This window comes from Caballeronia sp. SL1002 (assembly GCF_057814995.1).
Window position 1 is genome coordinate 1,706,112 of sequence record NZ_JBYMUW010000002.1, and the last position, 21,713, is coordinate 1,727,824.

General features: G+C 64.0%; 13 protein-coding genes and 3 pseudogenes. 4 read left to right on the forward strand and 12 right to left on the reverse strand.

The window, feature by feature from the left end:
- Nucleotides 1–18: 18 nt before the first annotated feature.
- The 4 genes from AC3D25_RS10470 (at nucleotide 19) to AC3D25_RS10485 (ending at nucleotide 9,150) form a co-directional block, all read left to right on the forward strand.
- The gene (locus AC3D25_RS10470; RefSeq protein ID WP_488888338.1) at nucleotides 19–849 is read left to right on the forward strand and encodes an IclR family transcriptional regulator; all 831 of its coding nucleotides are present in this window, start codon (nucleotides 19–21) and stop codon (nucleotides 847–849) included.
- 500 nt (nucleotides 850–1,349) lie between these two features.
- A complete protein-coding gene (locus tag AC3D25_RS10475; protein WP_488888339.1) occupies nucleotides 1,350–2,714 on the forward strand; it encodes an MdtA/MuxA family multidrug efflux RND transporter periplasmic adaptor subunit in 1,365 nt (454 codons plus the stop codon).
- A gap of 21 nt (nucleotides 2,715–2,735) precedes the next feature.
- Nucleotides 2,736–5,864, forward strand: coding sequence for an MdtB/MuxB family multidrug efflux RND transporter permease subunit (locus AC3D25_RS10480; RefSeq protein ID WP_488888340.1), 3,129 nt, complete (start codon nucleotides 2,736–2,738; stop codon nucleotides 5,862–5,864).
- Between the two features lie 4 nt (nucleotides 5,865–5,868).
- Nucleotides 5,869–9,150, forward strand: coding sequence for an efflux RND transporter permease subunit (locus AC3D25_RS10485; RefSeq protein WP_488888341.1), 3,282 nt, complete (start codon nucleotides 5,869–5,871; stop codon nucleotides 9,148–9,150).
- A gap of 1,055 nt (nucleotides 9,151–10,205) precedes the next feature.
- On the opposite strand, the gene AC3D25_RS10490 is transcribed toward AC3D25_RS10485, so the two are convergent.
- The 12 genes and pseudogenes from AC3D25_RS10490 to AC3D25_RS10545 all read right to left on the reverse strand — a co-directional run bounded on the left by AC3D25_RS10490 (nucleotide 10,206) and on the right by AC3D25_RS10545 (nucleotide 21,413).
- Entirely contained in the window at nucleotides 10,206–10,406 is a 201-nt protein-coding gene (locus AC3D25_RS10490; protein ID WP_488888342.1) for a hypothetical protein, read from the reverse strand.
- Nucleotides 10,406–10,807, reverse strand: a pseudogene (locus AC3D25_RS10495) (winged helix-turn-helix domain-containing protein); the annotation flags it as partial. The pseudogene AC3D25_RS10495 and the gene AC3D25_RS10490, both read right to left, overlap by 1 nt.
- An 83-nt stretch (nucleotides 10,808–10,890) precedes the next feature.
- Complete coding sequence (gene tnpC / locus AC3D25_RS10500; protein ID WP_488888343.1) at nucleotides 10,891–12,468, reverse strand: IS66 family transposase; 1,578 nt, start codon at nucleotides 12,466–12,468, stop codon at nucleotides 10,891–10,893.
- An 86-nt stretch (nucleotides 12,469–12,554) separates the two neighbouring features.
- Nucleotides 12,555–12,908, reverse strand: coding sequence for an IS66 family insertion sequence element accessory protein TnpB (tnpB, locus tag AC3D25_RS10505; RefSeq protein ID WP_309787806.1), 354 nt, complete (start codon nucleotides 12,906–12,908; stop codon nucleotides 12,555–12,557).
- Complete coding sequence (tnpA, locus tag AC3D25_RS10510) at nucleotides 12,908–13,372, reverse strand: IS66-like element accessory protein TnpA (RefSeq protein ID WP_309787805.1); 465 nt, start codon at nucleotides 13,370–13,372, stop codon at nucleotides 12,908–12,910. Before tnpA ends, tnpB begins: the two co-directional genes overlap by 1 nt.
- An 84-nt stretch (nucleotides 13,373–13,456) precedes the next feature.
- A pseudogene (locus AC3D25_RS10515) lies at nucleotides 13,457–13,765 on the reverse strand (response regulator); the annotation flags it as partial.
- Between the two features lie 28 nt (nucleotides 13,766–13,793).
- Nucleotides 13,794–16,601: a DUF4118 domain-containing protein gene (locus AC3D25_RS10520; RefSeq protein WP_488888344.1), complete on the reverse strand. Its 2,808-nt coding sequence runs from the start codon at nucleotides 16,599–16,601 to the stop codon at nucleotides 13,794–13,796.
- A gap of 34 nt (nucleotides 16,602–16,635) precedes the next feature.
- Nucleotides 16,636–17,220 (reverse strand): potassium-transporting ATPase subunit KdpC, encoded by a 585-nt coding sequence (gene kdpC, locus AC3D25_RS10525; protein ID WP_488888345.1) that lies wholly within the window; start codon nucleotides 17,218–17,220, stop codon nucleotides 16,636–16,638.
- Nucleotides 17,221–17,239: 19 nt separating this feature from the next.
- Nucleotides 17,240–19,335 (reverse strand): annotated as a pseudogene (gene kdpB, locus AC3D25_RS10530) (potassium-transporting ATPase subunit KdpB).
- Between the two features lie 16 nt (nucleotides 19,336–19,351).
- Complete coding sequence (kdpA, locus tag AC3D25_RS10535; RefSeq protein WP_488888346.1) at nucleotides 19,352–21,157, reverse strand: potassium-transporting ATPase subunit KdpA; 1,806 nt, start codon at nucleotides 21,155–21,157, stop codon at nucleotides 19,352–19,354.
- Nucleotides 21,154–21,246 (reverse strand): K(+)-transporting ATPase subunit F, encoded by a 93-nt coding sequence (kdpF, locus tag AC3D25_RS10540; RefSeq protein WP_488888347.1) that lies wholly within the window; start codon nucleotides 21,244–21,246, stop codon nucleotides 21,154–21,156. The genes kdpA and kdpF overlap by 4 nt, the downstream gene beginning before the upstream one ends.
- Nucleotides 21,243–21,413 carry a hypothetical protein gene (locus AC3D25_RS10545; RefSeq protein ID WP_488888348.1) on the reverse strand — a complete coding sequence of 57 codons (171 nt, stop codon included), beginning with the start codon at nucleotides 21,411–21,413 and terminating at the stop codon, nucleotides 21,243–21,245. The genes kdpF and AC3D25_RS10545 overlap by 4 nt, the downstream gene beginning before the upstream one ends.
- Nucleotides 21,414–21,713: the final 300 nt, after the last annotated feature.

A 21,713-nucleotide genomic window follows, 5' to 3' on the forward strand; every position in this document is an offset into this window, starting at 1 on the left:
AAAGTTTCAAAAAAAACAATGGATACTGCTGAGAGCCGACCGTCTGGTCGGGAAAAGACCAGGGAAAAAGACGGCGAGGAAGTGACGGCGCTCGCGCGCGGTCTCGATGTCCTGCGCCGGATTGCCGCCGCCGATGCACCGGTGAGCAATCGCGAATTAACCGAGTGGACCGGCATACCGAAGCCGACCGTGTCGCGTATCACCGCGACGCTGGTGAACGCGGGCTTGCTGTTTCGCCTTCCCGACAGCGAACGCTTTGTGTTGACGGCCTCGGTGTTGGAATTAAGCAACGGCTTCCTTCGCAATTTCGACATCCGCGCGCGCGCCCGTCCCTTTCTGATCACGCTGGCGGAGCACACGTCGCTCAGCGTGCATCTGGGTGTCCGGGACCGGCTGGAGATGGTGGTGATCGATGCCATCCGGCCGCGCACCGCCGTGCTGGTGTCGCGGCTGGAAGTGGGCGGACGTATGGATCTCGCGCGCACGTCGATCGGCCGCGCGTATCTGTCCGTGCTCTCGCCGGCGGACCGGCAGGCGCTGCTCGCCAGCCTGCAAACCGCGTCGGGCGACGACTGGCCGGCCGTCCACAGCGGCCTGCAAAGCGGTCTCGACGAAGCGCGCCAGCTCGGCTTCGCTATCTCGACCGGCGAATGGCACCACGGCCTGAACGCGGTCGCGGCCGGCTTTGTCGGCCCGTCCGGGCAGCGTTATGCGGTGAATGTCGGCGGCGCGGCGCACCAGTGCCCGCGCGATGTGCTGATCGACAGCGTCGGACCGGCGCTAGTTGAATGTGTCGAGCGGATCGTGGGCGAGATCGGCGGCACGCCTACCGCGCGCCTCGCCGACTAACGCTCGCGGTTCGCCCCCGCCGCTGCCCGCGCGCGACGCTTTCATGCGAAGCGCGCGGGCGTCTCGTCTCTCCGCGTCCATCGCGCGTCACCTCACGTTAAATGATCCGCTCGCCGAATCCGGCAAAATCCTGCTCATAGCGCGTCTTGCACGACGATGTAACGCTCGTAATCAATCGAAAGAAAGATCGCTGGACGCTGACGAAGCACGGGACGTAGCATCATGCTTCGCCTGACCGGCCCAGGCGTTCGATCCTTTCCAGTCACTTTCGAAACGCGTACAAACCGACGCCGCACCGGCCTCGCGTCTATATCCGCGAACGGATGTGCGAAGCGGGAATTCACGCGTCCGACCGCCAACACTCCCGAACTCGACTAAGCCGAACGCACTAAGCCGAACGCACTAAGCCGAACGCACCAAGCCGAACGCACTAAGCCGAACGCACCGACGCCGCACCGCATCAGCACGACCAACCGCCACCGATCACACGCTACGAAACGATGGACGAACAACAAAACCCTTCCACGCCGCGCCCCACCGATCCCTCGAATCCCCTCCCGCCCCGCCCTACGCGGCGGCGGCGTCTGTGGCTGCTGATACTCGCCGTGGCGATCGCGGGTGGCGCGCTGCTATGGTGGCATCCGTGGAACAAGGGCGATGGCGCGCAGACCGGTGCGCAGCACGCGGGACGTCGCAGCGGTGCGGGCATGGGCGGTCCCGGCGGCCTGGCGAATCAGCCGCAGCCGGTGCATGTGGCGAGTGTCACGCAGGGCGAGATGCCGGTCGTCATCAATTCGCTCGGCACCGTGACGCCGCTCGCGAGCGTGACGGTCAAGACGCAGATCAACGGCACGCTGATGGACGTCGCCTTCACCGAAGGTCAGATGGTCAAGAAAGGCGATCTGCTCGCGCAGGTCGATCCGCGTCCCTACGAAATCTCGCTGCGCAACGCGGAAGGCACGCTCGCGAAAGATCAGGCGCTGCTGCAGACGGCGCGCCTCGATTCGCAGCGCTACCAGACGCTGCTCGCGCAGGATTCGATCGCGAAGCAGCAGGTGGACACGCAGGCGTCGCTCGTGAAGCAGTACGAAGGCGCGGTGAAGTCGGATCAAGCCAACGTGGACACCTACAAGCTCGACCTGATCTACGCGCGCATCACGGCGCCGGTGTCGGGGCGCGTCGGCTTGCGGCAAGTCGATCCGGGCAATTACGTGACGACGGGCGACACGAACGGCGTCGTCGTCATCACGCAGTTGCAGCCGATCAGCGTCATTTTCACGACCTCCGAGGACAATCTCGCCGCGATTCTGAAACCGCTGCGCGCGGGGTCGAAGATGTCGGTGACGGCCTACGACCGCGCGAACACCACTTCGCTCGAAGCGGGCTATCTCGACACCGTCGATAACCAGATCGACACCACCACCGGCACGGTCAAGCTGCGCGCGAGCTTCGACAACAAGGGCGGCATGCTGTTTCCGAACCAGTTCGTGAACACGAAACTGCTCGTCGATGTCATCAAGGACGCGATCATCGTGCCGACGTCGGCGGTGCTGAACGGATCGTCGGGCGCGTTCGTCTATGTGGCGAAGCCGGACAACACGGTCACCGTTCGCAACGTGAAGATCGGTCCGGTCGATGGCGAGCGCACCAGCATCAAGTCGGGGCTGCAGGTGGGCGAGCGCGTGGTGATCGACGGTTCGGACCGGCTGAAGGAAGGCGCGAAGATCACGATTCCGGCGGACAAGCCCAAGGCGGCATCAGGTGCATCAGGTGCATCGGGTGCCGCGCCAGGGAGCGCAGCAAGCGCGGCGAGTGCGGCTTCCGGCGCGCATCACGGCGGGCGTCATCGTCAGCCGCAGCAATAACCGGCAAGAGCACGTACAAGCATGAATCCTTCGCGTCCCTTTATTCTGCGTCCGGTCGGCACGGCGCTCCTGATGGCGGCGATCATGCTGGTCGGCCTCGTGGCGCTGCGCTTTTTGCCGTTGTCCGCGCTGCCCGCCGTCGATTACCCGACCATTCAGGTTCAGACCTTCTACCCCGGCGCGTCGCCGGACGTGATGACGTCCGCCGTCACCGCGCCGCTCGAAAAGCAGTTCGGGCAGATGGCGAGCCTTAACCAGATGTCGTCGCAAAGCTCGGCGGGCGCATCGGTCATCACGTTGCAGTTCAGCCTCGATTTGCCGCTCGATATCGCCGAGCAGGAAGTGCAGGCGGCGATCAACGCGGCGGGCAATCTGTTACCGTCCGACCTGCCCGCGCCGCCGATCTACGCCAAGGTCAATCCCGCCGACGCCCCGATCCTCACGCTCGCAATCAGCTCGAAAACGCTGCCGCTCACGCAGGTGCAGGATCTCGCCGACACCCGTCTCGCGCAGAAAATCTCGCAGGTTGCGGGCGTCGGGCTAGTGTCGATCAGCGGCGGCAATCGCCCGGCTGTTCGGATCCAGGCGAATACGCGCGCGCTCGCCTCGTATGGCCTGAATATCGACGATCTGCGCACGACCATCTCGAACCTCAACGTCAATACGCCGAAGGGCAATTTCGACGGCCCGAGCCGCGCCTACACGATCAACGCGAACGACCAGCTCACCGACGCCGACGCGTACAAGAGCGCGGTCGTCGCGTATAAAAACGGCCGCCCGGTCATGCTGACCGACGTGGCGACCATCGTGCAGGGTCCGGAAAACACCAAGCTCGGCGCGTGGGTCGATTCGACACCCGCGATCATCCTGAACGTGCAGCGCCAGCCGGGCGCGAACGTGATTCAGGTGGTGGACGGCATCAAGAAACTGTTGCCGCAGTTGCAGGCGTCGCTGCCCGCCGCGCTCGACGTGCGCATCGTGACCGACCGCACCACCACGATCCGCGCGTCCGTGCGCGATGTGCAGTTCGAACTCGCGCTGTCGGTCGTGCTGGTCGTGCTCGTGATCTACCTGTTCCTCGCGAATGTCTGGGCCACGCTGATTCCGAGTCTTTCCGTGCCGTTGTCGCTCGTCGGCACGCTCGCCGTGATGTATCTGTGCGGCTTCTCGCTCGACAATCTTTCGTTGATGGCGCTGACGGTCGCGACCGGTTTCGTCGTCGATGACGCCATCGTGATGATCGAGAATATCGCGCGCTACGTGGAAGAAGGCGATCCGCCGCTCGAAGCCGCGCTGAAAGGCTCGAAGCAGATCGGCTTCACGATCATCTCGCTCACCGTTTCGCTGATCGCCGTGCTGATTCCGCTGCTGTTCATGGGCGACGTCGTCGGGCGGCTCTTCCACGAATTCGCGATCACGCTCGCCGTGACCATCGTGATTTCGGCCGTGGTGTCGCTCACGCTCGTGCCGATGCTGTGCGCGAAACTCCTGCGCCACACGCCGCCGAAAGACAGCAAGCGTTTCGAGGCGCGCGCACACCGCTTTATCGATTACGTGATCGGCCGTTACGCGGTCGCGCTGACCTGGGTGCTCGACCGCTATCGCGCGACGCTGTTCGTCGCCGTGCTCACGCTCGTCTTGACCGGCGTGCTGTACGTGCTGATTCCGAAGGGCTTTTTCCCGACCCAGGATACGGGCGTGATCCAGGCGATCACGCAGGCGCCGCAGGCGGCGTCGTATCAGGCAGTGGCCGAGCAGCAGCAGGCGCTCGCCGCGCAGATCCTGAAAAATCCGGACGTGGAAAGCCTGACGTCGTTTATCGGCGTGGACGGGACGAACATCACGCTCAACAGCGGGCGCATGCTGATCAACCTGAAACCGCGCGACGACCGCAGCAATACGTCGAGCGACGTGATCCGCGCGCTGCAAAACGACGTGGCGAACATTCCAAGCATCAAGCTCTTCATGCAGCCGGTGCAGGATCTGACCATCGATTCGACCGTCAGCCCGACGCAGTATCAGTTCATGCTGACCGATCCGAACGCCACCGAGTTCGCCGAATGGGTGCCGAAAATGGTCGAACGGCTGCAGCATTCGCCGGTGCTCGCCGATGTCGCGACCGATCTTCAGGAGAACGGGCAGTCCGTCTACGTGGAAATCGACCGCGCGACGGCGGCGCGTTTCGGCATCACGCCCGCCACCGTCGACAACGCGCTCTACGACGCCTTCGGCCAGCGCATCATCTCGACCATCTTCACGCAGTCGAACCAGTACCGCGTGATTCTCGAAGCCCAGCCGACCGACGCGCACTACAGCGAGACGCTCAACGGGCTCTACCTGCCCTCGTCCACGGCGAGTTCGGGCCAGGTGCCGCTCTCGGCCATCGCCAAGTTCCACGAGCGCGCCGCGCCGCTTCTGGTCACGCACTTGGGCCAGTTCCCGGCCACGACTGTCTCGTTCAACCTCGCGCCCGGCGCGTCGCTCGGCGCGGCGGTCAAGGCGATCGACCAGGCGAAGCACGACATCGGCTTGCCCGCGTCGTTCCAGATCCGCTTCCAGGGCGCGGCGCTCGCGTTCCAGGCTTCGCTGTCGAACGAACTCTTCCTGATTCTCGCGGCCATCGTCACGATGTACATCGTGCTCGGCGTGCTGTACGAAAGCTTCATCCATCCGATCACGATTCTCTCCACGCTGCCCTCGGCCGGCGTCGGCGCGCTGCTTTCGCTGATGATCACCGGACACGATCTCGACATCATCGGGATTATCGGCATCGTGCTGCTGATCGGTATCGTGAAGAAGAACGCGATCATGATGATCGACTTCGCGCTGGAAGCCGAGCGCGAACAGGGCAAGGCGCCGCGCGACGCGATCTATCAGGCGTGTCTGCTTCGCTTCCGCCCGATCCTGATGACGACGATGGCCGCGCTCCTCGGCGCGTTGCCGCTGATGGTCGGCTGGGGCGCGGGGTCCGAACTGCGTCATCCGCTCGGTATCGCGATTGTCGGCGGCCTGATCGTCTCGCAGTTGCTCACGCTCTTCACGACGCCCGTGATCTACCTCGCATTCGATTCGCTCGGCCGCCGCGTGCGCGCGCGTTTCCATCGCGCGCCGCCACCGCCCGCGCCGCGCGCGCTCGGCGACGCGGAGTAAGCGCATGAACTTATCGAGCCCTTTCATCGCCCGGCCGGTCGCGACGACGCTGCTCGCCGTCGGCGTCGCGCTCGCGGGTCTCTTCGCCTTCGCGAAACTGCCGGTCGCGCCGTTGCCGCAAGTGGATTTCCCGACCATTTCCGTGCAGGCGACCTTGCCCGGCGCGAGCCCGGAAACCGTCGCGACGAGTGTGGCGAGCCCGCTCGAACGCCACCTCGGATCGATCGCGGACGTGAGCGAAATGACGTCGATGAGCTCGGTCGGCTCGGTTCGGATCACGCTGCAATTCGGCCTGAACCGCGATATCGACGGCGCGGCCCGCGACGTGCAGGCCGCGATCAACGCGGCGCGCGCCGACCTGCCCACGTCGCTCAGAAGCAATCCGACTTATCACAAGGTCAATCCGGCCGATGCGCCGATCCTGATCCTCGCGCTCTCCTCGCCCACCCGCCCCGCCGGCCAGCTTTACGACTCCGCCGCGACCGTCTTGCAGCAGACGCTCTCCACCGTGCCGGGCGTGGGCGAAGTCGATGTGAGCGGTTCGGCGAATCCGGCCGTGCGCGTCGAACTCGAACCGGGCGCGCTGTCGCATTACGGCATCGGGCTGGAGGACGTGCGCGCGGCGCTCGCGTCCGCGAACGCGAACAGTCCGAAGGGCGCGATCGAATTCAAGGGCAACCGTCTCCAGCTTTATACGAACGACCAGGCGAGCAAGGCCGACCAGTATCGCGATCTCGTGGTCGCGTATCGCAACGGCTCGGCGGTGAAGCTGAGCGACGTGGGCGAAGTGGTGGATTCGGTGGAAGACCTGCGCAACCTCGGGTTGATCGACGGCAAGCGCGGCGTGCTCGTGATTCTCTACCGGCAGCCGGGCGCGAACATCATCGACACCATCGACCGCGTGAAGGCCATGCTCCCGCAACTTCAGGCCGCCCTCCCCGCCGATGTCCAGATCACGCCCACGTCGGACCGCTCGACCACGATCCGGGCGTCGCTGCACGACACCGAATTCACGCTGCTGATTGCCGTGGCGCTGGTGGTCATGGTCGTGTTCCTGTTTCTGCGCAACTGGCGCGCGACGCTCATCCCGAGCGTGGCCGTGCCGATCTCGATCATCGGCACGTTCGCCGCGATGTACCTGCTCGGCTTCTCGCTCGACAACCTCTCGCTGATGGCGCTCACCATCGCTACCGGGTTCGTCGTGGACGATGCGATCGTGGTGCTCGAAAACATCTCGCGCCACATCGAAAACGGCGTGCCGCGCATGAAGGCAGCCATCCTCGGCGCGCGCGAAGTCGGCTTCACCGTGCTCTCGATCAGCATTTCGCTCGTCGCCGTGTTCCTGCCCATTTTGCTGATGGGCGGGATCGTCGGGCGGCTGTTCCGCGAGTTCGCGCTCACGCTGTCGCTCGCGATCGGCGTGTCGCTGATCGTCTCGCTGACCGTCACGCCGATGATGTGCTCGCGCCTCCTGCAAGAGCCGCACGAGCAGAAGGCGCCCGGCCGTTTCTCGCGCTGGCTGGAGCGCCAATTCGACCGGATGCAGCGCGGCTACGCGCGCACACTCGGCTGGGCGCTGGCGCATCCGCGGCTGATCCTGGTCGTGCTGATCGCAACCGTCGGGCTGAACGTGTATCTGTACATCATCGTGCCGAAGGGCTTTTTCCCGCAGCAGGACACGGGGCGGATCGTCGGCGGCATTCAGGCCGACCAGAGCACGTCGTTCCAGGCGATGAAGGGCAAATTCTCGGAGATGATGCGTATCGTCCGCGCCGACCCGGCGGTGGAAAGCGTCGCCGGTTTCACGGGCGGACGGCAGACCAATTCGGGCTTCATGTTCATCTCGCTCAAGCCGAAAAGCGAGCGCAAGGTGACGGCCGATGCCGTGATCCAGCGTCTGCGCGCGCCGCTCGGCGATGTCGCCGGGGCGCGCACGTTCCTGCAGGCCGTGCAGGACATTCGCGTGGGGGGCCGGCAATCGAACGCGCAATATCAGTTCACGCTGCTCTCCGACACCACGTCCGACCTCTACGCATGGGGACCGAAACTGACCGAGGCGTTGCAGGCGCGCCCCGAGCTCACCGACGTCAACTCGGACCAGCAGCAAGGCGGACTCGAAGCCATGGTCACCTTCGACCGCGCGACCGCCGCGCGCTTTAACATCAAGCCCGCGCAAATCGACAATACGCTCTACGACGCGTTCGGCCAGCGGCAGGTTTCGACCATTTACAACGCGCTGTCGCAATACCACGTCGTGATGGAGCTTGCGCCGAAATACTGGCAGGACCCGGAAATGCTGAAGCAGCTTTATGTCAGCACGTCGGGCGGCACAGCGAGCGGCGCGGCCTCCACCAATTCGACCACCACGTCGGTCGCGACCGCGACGGCCGTGACCAGCGCGGGCAGCACGGTCGATGCGAACACGGCGCTGTCGCTCGCCTCCGTGCGCAACTCGGCAACGAACTCGATCGCGGCGAGCGGCAAGTCGGGGTCGTCGTCGGGGTCGGCGGTGTCCACCTCGAAGGAGACGATGATCCCGCTCGCGGCGATCGCCAAGTTCGGGCCGGGCAACACGCCGCTTTCGGTGAATCACCAGAGCCAGTTCGTCGCATCGACCATTTCGTTCAATTTGCCGCCGGGGCGTTCGTTGTCCGAGGCGACGGCGGCGATTTACGAGACGATGGCGAACATCGGCATGCCGGCCACGATACACGGCAGTTTTCAGGGCACGGCGCAGGCGTTCCAGAGTTCGATGAACGACCAGCCGCTCTTGATTCTTGCCGCGCTGGCGGCGGTTTATATCGTGCTCGGCATTCTGTACGAGAGTTATATCCATCCGATCACGATTCTTTCGACGTTGCCGTCGGCGGGGGTCGGCGCGTTGCTCGCGCTGCTTTTGTTCAGGACCGAGTTCAGCATCATTGCGTTGATCGCGGTGATTTTGCTGATCGGCATTGTCAAGAAGAACGCGATCATGATGGTCGACTTCGCGATCGAGGCACAACGCGCCGGCGCGCGGAGTTCGCGTGAAGCGATCGAGCAGGCTTGCCTGCTGCGCTTCCGGCCGATCATGATGACGACTGCCGCCGCACTTTTGGGCGCGTTGCCGCTGGCGTTCGGGACTGGCGAGGGATCGGAGATGCGCGCGCCGCTGGGGATTGCCATCGTTGGGGGGTTGATCGTCAGTCAGATGCTCACGCTGTACACCACGCCGGTGGTTTATCTTTATATGGACCGGGTCAGGATTTGGGCTGCGCAGCGGAGGGGTCTGGGCGCTCGCGCTTGAGGTGGGGTTGGGTTGGGTTTAGTTGGTTGTTGTTTACGCCGTCTGATGCGCCGGTGCTGTCTGAGAACTTCCACGGGAGTTGGTTTGCTGCGCTTCCGCTTTTGTTCGCCCGCGCTTCTTGGGAACTTGCTCTCGTGTAGGTTTATTAGCACGCCGCTATGCGCGGCAGCAGTCACTTTCTTTGCTGCTGCAAAGAAAGTAACCAAAGAAAGCAGCTAGTCCGTCTAAGTGTCCACCACGAACCGTATCCCGGAGTGGTGCGCAAGCTGATTCGGCAATCGCACCACAAAACAGAGTGGAGCCGCTCATCCATCCCGACAGGCATAAATGCCTGCCGGAACGGCATAAACCAAGAAACCAAGAAACCAGGCCGAGACCCGGCCGCCGCTTTTCCGAAAGTGGCCAGGCACGGCAAAACCCAAAGACCGAGACCAACCCACTGGTTTTCTGAACATGCCCGTCGTCCGAGCACAGCGAGGATGGAACTGATAGGTGCTGTGCCAACTTGAACAATTGCGAGTTAGCCGAGTCAGCTTGCGCGCCTATCCGCGCGGTTATTCGAGGTGGACACTTAGGCGGATAAGCTGCTTTCTTTGGTTACTTTCTTTGCAGCAGCAAAGAAAGTGACTGCTGCCCCGCACAGGGGCGTGCTAATAAACCGACACGAAAGCAAGTTCCCGGAAAAACCGGCGGTCCCTGAGATATGCCCGTCGTCCGAGCACAGCGAGGATGGAACTGATAGGTGCTGTGCCAACCCGAACAATTGCGCGCCAACCGAGTCAGCTTGCGAGCCTATCCGCGCGGTTATTCGAGGTGGACACTTAGGCGGATAAGCTGCTTTCTTTGGTTACTTTCTTTGCAGCAGCAAAGAAAGTGACTGCTGCCGCGCATAGCGGCGTGCTAATAAACCTACACGAATACAGGTTCTCAGAAAACGTGTTGCATAAGCGAGTTATGCCCATCGTCCTAGCGCAGCGAGGATGGAACTGACAGGTGCTGTGCCAAAACGAATAACTGCGCGCCAACCGAGTCAGCCTGCGAGCCTATCCGCGCGGTTATTCGAGGTGGACACTTAGGCGGATAAGCTGCTTTCTTTGGTTACTTTCTTTGCAGCTAGCCAAAGAAAGTGACTGCTGCCGCGCATAGCGGCGTGCTAATAAACCGACACGAAAGCAAGTTCCCAAGAAGCGCATCAAAATCAAACGGCGTAAACAGCCCACCCCAAGCGCCAGCGCCAGCGCCAGCGCCAGCGCCATCACCCCTCGATTAACCGATACCCCACCCCCGTCTCAGTAACAATAAACTCCGGCTGCGCGGGATCGCGTTCGAGCTTCTGCCTAAGGTGCGCCATATAAATACGCAAGTAATGATGGCTCTCGACATGCGAGGGCCCCCACACCTCCTTGAGCAATTGCCGATGCGTCAACACGCGCCCCGCGTGCCGCACCAGCGTCGCCAATAGCCGATACTCGATCGGCGTCAAATGCACCGGCGCCTCATCGCGCGTCACCAGCCGCCGCGCGAGATCGACGGTCACCGCGCCGAACCTGACCACCGGCGATTCGCTCGCCGCCGCCAGATTGCGCCGCCGCAAATGCGCGCGAATCCGCGCCATCAACTCCGAAACGCCGAACGGCTTGGTCAGATAATCGTAAGCGCTCGATCTGGCACACGGGACCAACGTGACCGCGTGGCAACAGTCGCGTCAATACGGTGGTTGGATCAAGCGTTGTTAAGCGGTCAAGGCGTATGCTTCGAGAAGTTAAACGGCAGCAGGTCGGTAACATCGGCGTCTAATGCTCGTTGCGGCAATTCGCTGAGTACCCGTACGAGATACGCATAAGGTTCGACGTTGCACGCTCGGCACGTGAGAATCAAGCTGTAGATCATGGCGCTGGCCTTCGCGCCAGCAACCGTGTCACTGAACATCCATGAGGATCTGCCGGTGCAGAATGGCCTGATGTCACGCTCGATCACGTTGTTATCGATTGGGGCGCGCCCATCGTTCACGTAGCGGCTCAGGTACGTCCACTGATTGCGTGTATAGGAGATCGCCTTGCCCAGCAGGCTCTCAGGAAGGATCTGCGGTGCCAGTTCGTCAAGCCATTTCTTGAAGGATTCGAGCAGCGGCACGCTGTGTAGCTGGCGCAGCCGGAAGGTGTAATCGACGCGCGTCTCGCTTTCGGGCAGATCCCCCTTTGCGAGTGTTTCGACCTGGTAGAGCGCCTTGAAGTATTCCAGTGCATGTGCGGCCCGCCCGCCTGGTTTCTTCATGCCCTTGAGGGCATCCACGAAGGCACGCCGGGCGTGGGCCAGGCAACCAAAGTGCATCGGACCTTCGAGCGTGCGCCAGGCGGCGTATCCATCGGTCATCAGCAGGCCCTTGTAGCCCGCGAGGAACGCCTGGGGATATTGCTGAGCGCGCCCTGGCTGGTAGTCGAACAGCACGACGGGTTCAGAGCAGTCTTCAGCGCTACGGTACACCCACATATACGAGGTGCTCTGAGCGGCTTTGCCCGGCTCCTTGAGCACCTGTACCGTGGTCTCGTCGCCGTGAATCAGCTGTTGCGACAGCAGTGTCTTGCGCAGCGCCTCGTACAGACGGCTGTAATGCAACTCAGCAGGCCGGATGATCCAGTTCGCCAGCGTAGCGCGTCCGACTTCGATGTCCGCGCGCGCCAGCGCATGGGCCATCCGGTACAACGGTGTTCCGTCAACGTATTTGCCCGCGGTGACCGTGGCGATCATCGCCGCACTGGCATTGCTGCCCGGCAACGGCTGGGCCGGCATCGGTGCGGTGATGACCGGCGTGCGCTCGGCGTGGCGCTCGCAGTGGCGGCATGCATACTTGAAGCGCACGTGCTGAAGCACCGACGCCTTGACTTCGATGTGCAACTGTTCGCTGAGCTCTTCGCCCATGCGGTGCAGCGCGTGCGCGCAGCACGGGCATACCTTCGCGCTCTCGGGCAGATCGTATTCGATGCGTTGGCGTGGCAGGTGCGCCGGTAAAGGCTTACGTCCCGGTTTGCTTCTCGTGGGTGCCGGCGGATCCGGCAGGCCCGTGTCGGGGAGCACAAACGCGTCGTCAGTGGCGCCGGCGTCCATGTCGTCGGGTTCGGAGCCGACGACCTGTTCGGCCTCGTCGAAGACGCGATCCTTGAGCTTCTCGCTGCTTGGGGCGAATCGCTTGCTTTGCGCGAGGCGGAACTGCTCTTCGAGCTGCGTGATCCGTTCGCCCAGCTGCCGATTGCGTGTCTCGAGTTCACGGATATAGGCCTGGGCGGCTGGCGGCAATCGGGAGAAGTCGTCCTCGTTCATGCTTCCACGATAACGAAGTGTCGCGCGCGATGGGTTTACGGGAATTTGTAACAGGCCGGCTGACGCTGACAGGTGACGCGCAATGCTCAACTGGCGTGATGATACGACCGTACCGGGTGGCGGCGCACAGCATCAATGTCGATGCCCTCCAGGAGCCAGTGCAACTGCTCGCTCGTCAGCTTGACTACGGTTTGCTGCCGGCTTGGCCAGACGAAGTGGTCTTCTTCGAGGCGCCTCAACATCATCCAGAAACCGTTGCGATCGTAGAACAGCAGTTTGACCCGGTCGCGTTTGCGGTTGTGGAAGGCGAACACGGCGCGTGCAAACGGATCGAGCTGCATGGACTGCTCGACGAGCGTCACGAGGCTATTGATGCCGGCCCTGAAGTCGATCGGTTCGCGATGCAGGAAGACCGCCAGGTCGGCTTCGAACCGAAACATCAGCGCGCTCCCAATGCGACGACCATCGCATTAACGATTGCCACGTCCTCTGCTGAACATTCGAGCTCAAGCTTCACGCCATTGGGCAGATGGGCAGACAGCCGTGCCAGTCGTGTTGAGCGTGGCGAAACGCGGGATGATTCTGCTCTGGTGGCGTGGTGCGACGCGGGCGCGGACGCCATGACCGCTGTCGGCTCGTCGATCGCTACGACCGGAACAAACGCTGACGGTGCGACCGGCTCGTTGTGCCCGATCGGGGGCCGGGCGCGATTACTCGCCTGAACCCATTTATGCAACTGGTTGGCATTAACGCCTGCCTTCAGGGCGAGGCCCGATAGCGAAGCGCCTGGCCGCAGACAGGCTTCGACGAGTCGTCGTTTGTCCGTCGGATCGAAGCTTCGCTTGCCGCCGACACCAACACGCGTCACGCGTAGGGGCAAAAAGCTGAGGTCATCTTCTGTCATGGATTGCGTCCGCAAAGTGAGGTTGCGGACGCAATCGTGAGCCTTCTCAACAACGCAAGCTAGGTGTGGGAAATCGCGCGCTTACAGATAATCGTCGGCGCCGGCATCGAGCGCGGCCACCTTCTCCGCCTCCTGCGTGCGCGCCGACAACACGATCACCGGCAACTCGGTCCATCCGCGCAATTCGCGAATCACGTCGAGCCCATCGGTATCGGGTAAGCCAAGATCTACGATCACGAGATCGGGCTTGCGCGTCGCCGCCTCGATCAGCCCCTCTTTGCCCGTCGCCGCTTCGTGAACGGTAATACCCTCGGCTTCGAGCGAGACGCGCACGAAGCGGCGAATCTGCTTCTCATCCTCGATCAGCACAACGGTGACAGTCGGTTCGCTCATAAGCTCGGGTGGACCACGCGTGGTGCGTTTAAGTATCGGTGGGCGCGGCGTCGAAATCGCCTTCGCCCGGCAGTTCGGGCACCGAGGGCGCGGCCTCGACCGGCAGCGTGAACCAGAAGCGCGCGCCTTCGATCCGCCCCGCCGCACCCACGCGATTAGCCGCGCCGATTGTACCGCCGTGCGCCTCGACGATCGCCCGGCAAATCGACAGTCCCAGCCCGATCCCGGGCTTCGCCGACTCCTTCTCGCCGCGCATGAACTTCTCGAACACGCGCGGCTCTTGGCCAGCGGGAAGACCCGGGCCGGTATCGTCGATATTCACGCGCACGAACGGATTGCCGTCCGCTGTGATCCGCTCGGCATCGATCGACAGACGCGCATCCGCCGGCGTGTATTTCGCGGCGTTCTCCAGCAGATTGGAAAATAGCCGCTCCATCAGCACGGCGTCCAGCCGCAGAAGCGGTAAATCGGCCGGCAGCCGGACCTCGGCGCGCCGCGCGCCCAGCACGCGGCGACACGCGCGCAACGCCGCGCCCACGGTTTCTTCGAGCAGCGACCATTGCAGATTGAGCCGCAAGCCGCCCGCCTGCAGCCGCGCCATATCGAGCAGATTCGTGACGATGCTCGTCATGCGCAGCGATTCGTCGTGAATCGCCTCGATCAACTCGGCGTTCGCCGGGGCATGCGTGTCGCCGCCCGCCTCGGCCAGCATCGAAGCAAATCCGACAATCGCGGTCAGCGGCGTGCGCAAATCGTGCGAGATCGCGGACAGCAGCGAATTGCGCAAGCGCTCCGACTCCATGTTGACGAGCGCATCGCGGGCGATATCGACGTAATGCACGCGTTCGAGCGCCAGCGCGATCTGCGCGGCGAAGGCATCGAGCATCCGCTTTTGCTCGGGCACGGCGAGTTCGCCCGCCTCGCGCGCGAGCACGGCCAGCACGCCGCGCGTACGCATCGGCGCTTTCAGCGGCAGATAAAGCGCGGCTGCGGCGGGCAACGTGTCGGTGCCACGCCCGGCCGGCTTCTGCTGGTCGTACACCCACTGCCCGACATCGAGATCGAGCGAGTCGGCTTCGAGCAGCAAAGGCGTCATGCCGGTATCGGCGGGATCGAGTTTCTGGCGCACCTTGTCGGCGCTATCGGGCAGCAGCATCGCGACCTTCGCGCGAAACACCTCGCTCACATGCCGCATGCCGATCCCGACGATCTGCTCGGTGGTCAGCGCCGCGCCCAGTTCGCCCGACATCGCATACATCGCACCCGTGCGGCGTTCGCGCTTGTCCGCGACCTGCGCTTCGCGCCGCAAGCTCGACGTCAGATGGCTGATGACGAGCGACGTCAGCAGCATGCCCGCGAAGGTCAGCACGTACTGCGTGTCGGACACCGAGAGCGACATGCGCGGCGGCACGAAGAAAAAGTCGAACGCGGCGACGCTCAGGAACGACAGCAGCACGCCCGGCCCGCGTCCGAGCCGCACCGCCGCGAAGATCACGCCGAGCAGGTACAGCATGACGAGATTGGCGAGATCGAGCCGGTCGCGCACCTGGCTCGCGACGAGCGTGATCGTCGCGCAGATCCCGACCGCGTAGCCATACGCGCGCGGCGGCGAACGCTGCTCGCGCGCGGCCATGAGCGCGTCGCGCCACGCGCGCGCGCCGCGATCGGTCGATTCGACACCGCTTCGCCGCGCGTCGTCGCGCGCGCGGATCAGCGTGAGATCGAGGTCGCCGGTGCGTTCGGCAAGCCGTTCCGCGAACGGACGCCGAAGCACGCGCCTGAGTCTCGAAGAAGCACGCCCCGGCGCGCCCGCGACGAGCATCGACACATTGCGCGCCTGCGCATAACCGATCAACGTCGCGATGGCATCGGCGCCCGCGAGCGTGACGGTTTCCGCGCCGAGTTCGGACGCGAGCCTGAGCGCCTGCAAAGTGTTTTCGCGCCGCGCATCGGGGCGCTTTTGCAGCCGCGGCGTTTCGACATACACGGCGATCCAGTCCGAGCGCAACGCCGCCGCGAGCCGCGCGGCGGCGCGCGCGAGCGCGGGCGCGTCGTGTCCCGGCCCGATGCAGACCATCAGCCGGTCGCGCGCCTGCCAAATCCGTTCGATCGACCGGTCCGCGCGATACTCACGCATCTGCGCATCCACGCGATCCGCCGTGCGCCGCAGCGCCAGTTCGCGCAGCGCGATTAGATTGCCCTTGCGGAAAAAATTGCGCACCGCGCGCTCGGCTTGCTGCGGCATGTACACCTTGCCGTGCTTCAGGCGCTCCAGCAGTTCCTCGGCGGGAAGATCGACCAGCGTCACCTCGTCGGCCTGATCGAGCACGCGGTCCGGCACCGTCTCGAACACGCGGATGCCGGTGATCTGCCCGACCACGTCGTTGAGGCTTTCGAGATGCTGCACATTCACCGTCGTGTACACGTCGATACCCGCGTCGAGCAGTTCGTGCACGTCCTGCCAGCGCTTCAAATGACGCGCGCCGGGCACGTTCGAATGCGCGAGTTCGTCCACCAGCACGAGCTGCGGATGACGCGCGAGCGCGCCGTCGAGATCGAACTCGGCAAGCTCGCGCTGCCGGTACGCGATCTGCATCGGCGGCAGGATATCGAGACCGTCGAGCAGTTCAGCGGTCTCGCTGCGCCCATGTGTTTCCACGACGCCCACGAGCACGTCGTCGCCCGCCTCGCGCCGACGTCGCGCGGCAAGCAGCATCGCGTAGGTCTTGCCGACACCCGCCGACGCGCCGAAGAAAATCTTCAGCCGGCCACGCTGGCGCTTTTCTTCATCGCGTTGAAGGCGGTCGAGCAGTTGGTCGGGATCGGGTCGGCTCATCGGCTGATTTGAGGCAAGTCGGGGCGGCTACGCATCACGTTCGCGGTTGCGCCGCGTCGAGTGCGAGGTTCAACTGCAACACGTTGACGCGCGGCTCGCCCAGTATGCCGAACTGCCGGCCGCTCGTGTAGCGGTCGATCAGCGCCTCGACGGTCGCCCGCGGAATCTTGCGCGCGTTCGCGACGCGCGCCGCCTGATAAAGCGCGGCGGCCGGGCTGATTTCCGGGTCGAGGCCGCTCGCCGATGCAGTCACGAGATCGACCGGCACCGGCTCGCGCGTGTCCGTTCCCGCTGCCTGCAACGCGGCGATGCGCGCCTTCACCGCATCGGCGAGCGCGGGATTCGTCGGCCCGAGATTCGAGCCGCTCGACCCTTGCCCGTTATACGGCATCGGCGAGGTGGCCGAGAGCCGGCCCCAGATGTATTTCGGCGCGTCGAACTGCTGGCCGATCAGGCGCGATCCGGCCGGCTTGCCGTGCTCGTCGGTCAGGATGCTGCCGTTCGACGCGTCGCTGAACGCGACCTGCCCGACCGCCGTCATGGCGGCGGGATACGCGAGTCCGGTCACGACGGTCAGCGACGCGAAGATCACGAGAAGCGGGCGAATGAGCGAATTCATGGTCTTTCCTCGATGTTGTTTAGATCCAGCCGAACGCGGCCAGCACCATGTCGATCAGCTTGATGCCGACGAACGGCACGATCAGCCCGCCCAGACCGTAGATCAGAAGATTGCGCCGCAGCAGGACCGCTGCGCCGAGCGGCCGATATTTCACGCCCTTGAGCGCGAGCGGAATCAGCAGCACGATAATCAGCGCGTTGAAAATCACGGCCGACATGATGGCCGACGCGGGCGTCGCCAGATGCATCACGTTCAGCGTGTTGAGCGCGGGATAAGTCGTGGCGAACGCGGCGGGGATGATCGCGAAATACTTGGCGACGTCGTTGGCGATGGAGAAGGTCGTGAGCGAGCCGCGCGTCATCAGCATCTGCTTGCCGATCTCGACGATCTCGATCAGCTTGGTCGGATTCGAATCGAGATCGACCATGTTGCCCGCCTCCTTCGCGGCCTGCGTGCCGGTGTTCATCGCCACCGCGACGTCGGCCTGCGCGAGCGCGGGCGCGTCGTTCGTGCCGTCGCCGGTCATCGCGACGAGCCGGCCTTCCGCCTGATGCGCGCGGATCGTCGCGAGCTTGGTTTCGGGCGTCGCCTCGGCCAGATAGTCGTCCACGCCCGCTTCCGCCGCGATGGCCGCTGCGGTGAGCCGGTTGTCGCCGGTCACCATCACGGTCTTGATGCCCATCTTGCGCAACTCGGCGAAGCGTTCGCGAATCCCGCCCTTCACCACGTCCTTCAGTTCGATCACGCCAAGCACGCGCGCGCCGGCGTCCAGCTTCTCGGCCACCACGAGCGGCGTGCTGCCGCGCCGCGCGACATCCGCGACGGCGTTCGCGACGTCATCCGCGAAAACGCCATCGTGCGCTTCCACGTATTTCTCGATTGCATCGGACGCGCCCTTGCGGATCTCGCGGCCCGGCATATCGACGCCGCTCATCCGCGAATGCGCGCTGAACGCGAGGAAGGTCGCGCGCAAAGCGGCCATGTCGCGCTGACGGATATTGAAGCGCGTCTTCGCCAGCACGACGATGCTGCGGCCCTCCGGCGTTTCGTCGGCGAGCGACGAAAGCTGCGCGGCGTCCGCGAGCGTTTCCTGCGATACGCCCGGCGCGGGGAAAAATTCCGACGCCTGACGATTGCCGAGCGTGATCGTGCCGGTCTTGTCGAGCAGCAGCACGTCCACGTCGCCCGCCGCTTCCACCGCGCGGCCTGAAGTCGCGATCACGTTCGCGAGCATCATGCGGCTCATGCCCGCGACGCCGATGGCGGAAAGCAGGCCGCCGATCGTCGTCGGGATCAGGCAGACGAGCAGCGCGACGAGCGCCGTGATCGTGACCACGCTGCCCGGCATGCCGAGCGCGTGCGCGGCATCGACGGAGAACATCGAGAACGGGCGCAGCGTCGCGGTCGCGAGCAGGAGCACGATGGTCAGCGCCACCAGCAGAATGGTCAGCGCGATCTCGTTCGGCGTCTTTTGCCGCTTCGCGCCTTCGACCATCGCGATCATCCGGTCGAGAAACGCCTCGCCGGGATTCGCCGTCACCTTCACGACGATCCAGTCCGACAGCGCGCGCGTGCCGCCCGTCACCGACGAAAAATCGCCGCCCGACTCGCGGATGACCGGCGCGGATTCGCCAGTGATCGCGGATTCATCGACGGACGCCACGCCCTCGATCACTTCGCCGTCCGCCGGAATCACGTCGCCGGTTTCGACCAGCACGACATCGCCGCGACGCAGATCCGTCGCGGTGGTGATGCGGATCGGCGACTTCGGATGCGGCTCGTTGAGCTTCTTCGCCATCACGTCGCGCTTCGCCTGACGCAGCGACGCGGCCTGCGCTTTCGAGCGCCCTTCCGCGAGCGCTTCCGCGAAATTCGCGAACAGCACCGTGAACCACAGCCACAACGCGACCGCGAGAATGAAGCCGGCCGGCGCCTCGGCCTGACCGGCGAGCGCCGCGATCCACAGCACGGTGGTGAGCAGACTGCCGACATACACGCAGACATCACCGGATTGCGGAACTGCGTGCGCGGCGTGAGCTTCTTGAAGGAATCGACGATCGCCGGGCGCAGCAGCGCCGGGTCGAACATCGAACGAGTTACGGTTGATTCAGCCATGTTTTCCCCGAGTTTCTCAATGACCCGCGACCATCATCAGATGTTCGACGGCCGGTCCGAGCGCGAGCGCCGGGACATAGGTCAGCGCGCCGACCAGCAAGACCGTGCCGAGCAGCAGCACGACGAAGAGCGGTCCGTGCGTCGGCAAGGTGCCGCCCGTCACGGCGATCCGTTTCTTCGCCGCGAGCGAGCCCGCGATCGCGAGCACCGGCACGATGGTCGCGAAGCGGCCGAACCACATCGCGATAGCGGTGAACGTGTTGTAGAACGGCGTCGATACCGTCAGGCCCGCGAACGCGCTGCCGTTGTTGTTCGCGGCGGAACTGAACGCGTAGAGAATCTCCGAGAAACCGTGCGCGCCCGGGTTCAGAATGCCCGCGCGGCCCGCGTCGGTGAGCACGGCGATCGACGCGCCCACGAGCACTAAAAGCGGCGTCAGCAGCACGACGATCGACACCATCTTCATCTCGAACGATTCGATCTTCTTGCCGACGTATTCCGGCGTGCGCCCGATCATCAGACCCGCGACGAACACGGCCAGAAGCGCGAACACGAGCATGCCGTACAGGCCCGAACCGACACCGCCGAAGATCACTTCGCCGAGCTGCATCAGGAGCATCGGGATCAGGCCGCCGAGCGGCGTGAGCGAGTCATGCATCGCATCGACCGCGCCGCACGACGCCGCAGTCGTCGCTACCGTGAAGATGCCGGACTGCGCGATACCGAAGCGCGTCTCCTTGCCTTCCATGTTGCCGCCCGCCTGCAGCGCGCTTGCGTTCTGATCGACGTGAAGCGCGGCGAATATGGGCGTGCCCCCCTGCTCCGCGCCGATCTCGCCGAAGGTCGCGGCCGCGAACGCGATCGTCATCACTGCGAGCACGGCGATGCCCTGACGCTTATCGCCGATCATCCGGCCGAACACGAGGCACAGCGCCGCCGGAATGATGAGGATCGAGAAGATCTGCACGAAGTTCGTGAAAGGCGTCGGGTTCTCGAACGGATGCGCCGAGTTGCCGTTGAAGAAACCGCCGCCATTGGTGCCGAGCATCTTGATCGCTTCCTGCGACGCCACCGGACCCATCGCGAGCGTCTGCTTCGTGACGGGTGTATCGACGATCACCGCGTTGCCTTTCGCGTCCTTCACCGGCTGACCGGCGGCGTCGAGTTTCGGCGCGGCGTAGCTGCTTGCCTGCAGCGTCGGCACGTCCTCGAACGCCTTGAAGTTCTGGATCACGCCCTGGCTCATGAAAACGGTTGCGATCAGCATCGACATCGGCACGAGGACGCAGAGCGTGACGCGCGTGATATCGACCCAGAAATTGCCGATGGTCTTTGCGCTATGCCGCGCGAAGCCGCGCACGAGCGCGATCACGACCACGATGCCGGTTGCCGCCGAGAGGAAGTTCTGCACCGTGAGGCCGAGCATCTGCGTGACGTAACTCAGCGTTTGTTCGCCGGAGTAGTCCTGCCAGTTGGTGTTGCTCACGAAGCTCACCGCCGTGTTGAAGGCGGCGTCGGGCGTCATCGGACCGAACTGTTGCGGGTTGCCCGGCAGCCATTGCTGAAGGCGCAAAATCGCGTAAAGAAACGCGAGGCCGAGCACATTGAATGCAACGACCGCGAGCGCGTAGCCTTTCCAGCTCATCTCCTTTTGCGGATCGACGCCCGCCACGCGATACAGCGCGCGTTCGAGCGGCCCGAGCACGCGCACGACCCGCGACGACCCGTCCATCACGCGCGTGAGAAAACCCGCGACCGGCACGGCCGCCGCGAGCAGAACGACGAGGAAGAGTCCCGTCTGCATGAGATTGCTCGCATTCATTCGATATTCTCCGCGCGCAGCAACGCATAGACGAGATACGCGAAGAGCAGCGCGCAGGCCGCCGTTGAGAGCCACAGCATCCAGTTCATGGCCGTTCTCCTTCGACGCGCTGCGCCGTCGGATTTTTAATGACGGCGGCCGGCTGAACGCCGTGTGCCGTTACTTGCCGGATCTGCGACAAGCGCTCGCATCCGGCGATCAGCGCCACGGTCAGCGCGGCGAAAATCGCCAGCCCGCCGATATACACCACATCCATTTTTTGTTCCCCATTGATGGCACTTTGGATGGATGGAACAGTAGGCCTTGCGGCGTAAAGGACGGGTTAAAGGTGATTGTTGGGGTGTAAAGATTGCGTAAACGCGGAGGGGGGTGGTCGCTGGCGCTTGGTGTTTGGTGTTTGGTTTGGTTTGGTTTGGTTACCCGGGCGCTTCTAGGGAACCTGATCCCTCAAGCGTCTAGTAGCGATGCCCTTGGCCAAAGCGGACACGTTTGTTTTGCTAGCGCTTTTGATTTTGTTTGCGCTTTTGATTCTGTTTGCTTGCGCTTCTTGGGAACT

Bases quoted from the DNA above. Each gene is read 5' to 3' on its own strand.
- AC3D25_RS10470 (WP_488888338.1), top strand. From the start codon at position 19: ATGGATACTGCTGAGAGCCGACCGTCTGGTCGGGAAAAGACCAGGGAA.
- AC3D25_RS10475 (WP_488888339.1), top strand. From the start codon at position 1,350: ATGGACGAACAACAAAACCCTTCCACGCCGCGCCCCACCGATCCCTCG.
- AC3D25_RS10480 (WP_488888340.1), top strand. From the start codon at position 2,736: ATGAATCCTTCGCGTCCCTTTATTCTGCGTCCGGTCGGCACGGCGCTC.
- AC3D25_RS10485 (WP_488888341.1), top strand. From the start codon at position 5,869: ATGAACTTATCGAGCCCTTTCATCGCCCGGCCGGTCGCGACGACGCTG.
- AC3D25_RS10490 (WP_488888342.1), bottom strand. From the start codon at position 10,406: ATGGCGCTGGCGCTGGCGCTGGCGCTGGCGCTTGGGGTGGGCTGTTTA.
- tnpC (WP_488888343.1), bottom strand. From the start codon at position 12,468: ATGAACGAGGACGACTTCTCCCGATTGCCGCCAGCCGCCCAGGCCTAT.
- tnpB (WP_309787806.1), bottom strand. From the start codon at position 12,908: ATGTTTCGGTTCGAAGCCGACCTGGCGGTCTTCCTGCATCGCGAACCG.
- tnpA (WP_309787805.1), bottom strand. From the start codon at position 13,372: ATGACAGAAGATGACCTCAGCTTTTTGCCCCTACGCGTGACGCGTGTT.
- AC3D25_RS10520 (WP_488888344.1), bottom strand. From the start codon at position 16,601: ATGAGCCGACCCGATCCCGACCAACTGCTCGACCGCCTTCAACGCGAT.
- kdpC (WP_488888345.1), bottom strand. From the start codon at position 17,220: ATGAATTCGCTCATTCGCCCGCTTCTCGTGATCTTCGCGTCGCTGACC.
- kdpA (WP_488888346.1), bottom strand. From the start codon at position 21,157: ATGAATGCGAGCAATCTCATGCAGACGGGACTCTTCCTCGTCGTTCTG.
- kdpF (WP_488888347.1), bottom strand. From the start codon at position 21,246: ATGAACTGGATGCTGTGGCTCTCAACGGCGGCCTGCGCGCTGCTCTTC.
- AC3D25_RS10545 (WP_488888348.1), bottom strand. From the start codon at position 21,413: ATGGATGTGGTGTATATCGGCGGGCTGGCGATTTTCGCCGCGCTGACC.